This is a genomic window from Clostridium arbusti SL206, assembly GCF_000246895.1.
In the GTDB taxonomy this organism is placed as follows: domain Bacteria; phylum Bacillota; class Clostridia; order Clostridiales; family Clostridiaceae; genus Clostridium_I; species Clostridium_I arbusti.
In genome coordinates this window covers 1-1753 of sequence record NZ_BAEV01000182.1, presented here as the reverse complement: position 1 = coordinate 1753, position 1753 = coordinate 1, and the positions used below count along the sequence as shown (strand labels likewise).

Annotated in this window: 3 protein-coding genes and 2 tRNA genes; all 5 read right to left on the bottom strand. The window is 25.4% G+C overall.

Features of this window, described 5'->3' with window-relative positions:
- Positions 1-240 (bottom strand): UPF0182 family protein (locus RH99_RS17940; RefSeq protein WP_010241681.1); only part of this gene is annotated, 240 nt, incomplete at its 3' end.
- Positions 241-293: 53 nt separating this feature from the next.
- The gene (locus RH99_RS17935; RefSeq protein WP_010241680.1) at positions 294-809 is read right to left on the bottom strand and encodes a transcription repressor NadR; all 516 of its coding nucleotides are present in this window, start codon (positions 807-809) and stop codon (positions 294-296) included.
- Between the two features lie 87 nt (positions 810-896).
- Positions 897-1391 carry an HDIG domain-containing metalloprotein gene (locus RH99_RS17930; RefSeq protein WP_010241679.1) on the bottom strand — a complete coding sequence of 165 codons (495 nt, stop codon included), beginning with the start codon at positions 1389-1391 and terminating at the stop codon, positions 897-899.
- 204 nt (positions 1392-1595) lie between these two features.
- Positions 1596-1671 (bottom strand) — tRNA-Ala (locus tag RH99_RS17925).
- A gap of 3 nt (positions 1672-1674) precedes the next feature.
- Positions 1675-1751, bottom strand: a tRNA-Ile gene (locus tag RH99_RS17920).
- Between the last annotated feature and the right edge of the window lie 2 nt (positions 1752-1753).

Sequence of the window (1753 nt, the reverse complement as noted above, 5' to 3'; positions counted from 1 at the left end):
TTTTATATTTATAAAACTCTTTCTAATACCTTTATAGTATAGGTAAATAATAAAATAACATATAATAAATATTGGAATCATTAATTTTAATATAGCTAATAGTTTTGTAAAGTATATAGATAAATAGCCTACTTCTCTATACCATTCAATGTTTATTATAAAATTTACTATTCTATCTGAGAATAGTAAAACAAGTATTATAAGAAAAACAGTTGTCACTACTATAATTTGTTTTTTCAAAAACTCACTCCTAACTCATCTATAGATTATTTTTCACTATATATATACTTATACTAATCAGATACTAAATATTTCTTTTCTTTTAATTGTAACAATATATTCTTTAATGATTCCTCATCCTCTACACTAATTGTGTGAAGATGAACTCCCCCAGTTAAAATACATAATGGCTCAGCTTCATATTCTTTTAATTTTGATACAAAGTTTTCAATATCAAAAAGAGTCTTAATCATTAGGACTCCTCTTATTTCTCCATAAAGTTTATGTTCTATAATCACATCTTCTATTATCCCACCAAATTTTACTATGGTTGAAAGTTCATCTTCTATATCTTCTGATTTGTGATATAAGGCTATAACCTTTTGTATTCTGTTAGATTTATCTTTAGATATTATATAACCTTTAGGTGTAGCTATAATCCTAACTCCAGCTGCTCTTAATATGGCTATATCCTTAACTATTATTTGCCTTGTAACTCCAAGATCTTCTGCTAATATATGACCTTTTAAAGGTTCTTCTTTTTTTTCCAAAGCATTTTTTATATAATTTCTTCTTTCTTCAGAATTCATAAATACACCACCAACTTATTTTATTATATCTCTATTAATTATTTCTTATTTCAAATTCAATTTCATAAGATGGATTTTTAAACTTAATTAATTTTTATTATCACAATATTTAATTAAATTTAATTCTTCATCCTCCTTTATATTACTATTATGATGATTTCTAATTAGGTATAAAAATCTTTCATTATATCCATATTTCTTTAAAATATTAGCACCTTTTTCACCATGATTATAATAAACATTAATTTTATTTATACTATTAAATTTTCTTATTCTTCCTTTAGACAAATAGTCTAGTATTACTAATATGGACTTATCTATGATACTTAACCTTACATCTATCTTCCCTATATCATGTAATAATGCTACCTTTATCAATTCATAAGAGTTTATCTTTTTACTACAACAAATTTTTTCAAGATCCATTGCCACATTTATACAATGCTTTTGTTCATTTATAGCTAGTTTTCTAAACAATATTATTTCATTATTATTTAATTTTGATTCTATGTACTTTAAATCTTTTTCTGTAATTTTTCCATTAAGATACCATAAGAACTGTTTTACTCTATATAAAAACATAAAGAACCTCACTCATATTTAATCAAAACTAAAAACACAAATATTTACTTACACCTAATATTATTATATATTTTAAAATATTTAAAAGCTAGTTCCATAAGAAATAAAGAATTTCTAATTGGCACTAGCTTTTATCTTTTTAGTTATATTATATTATAAATAAATTATTTTTTAGCAATAAAAAACAGCCCTAATGGACTGTTTTGGTGGAGATAAAGAGATTCGAACTCTTGACCCTCTGCGTGCAAGGCAGATGCTCTCCCAACTGAGCTATACCCCCATATGGTGGACCTTCAGGGACTCGAACCCCGGACCAACCGGTTATGAGCCGGTTGCTCTAACCAACTGAGCTAAAGATCCAT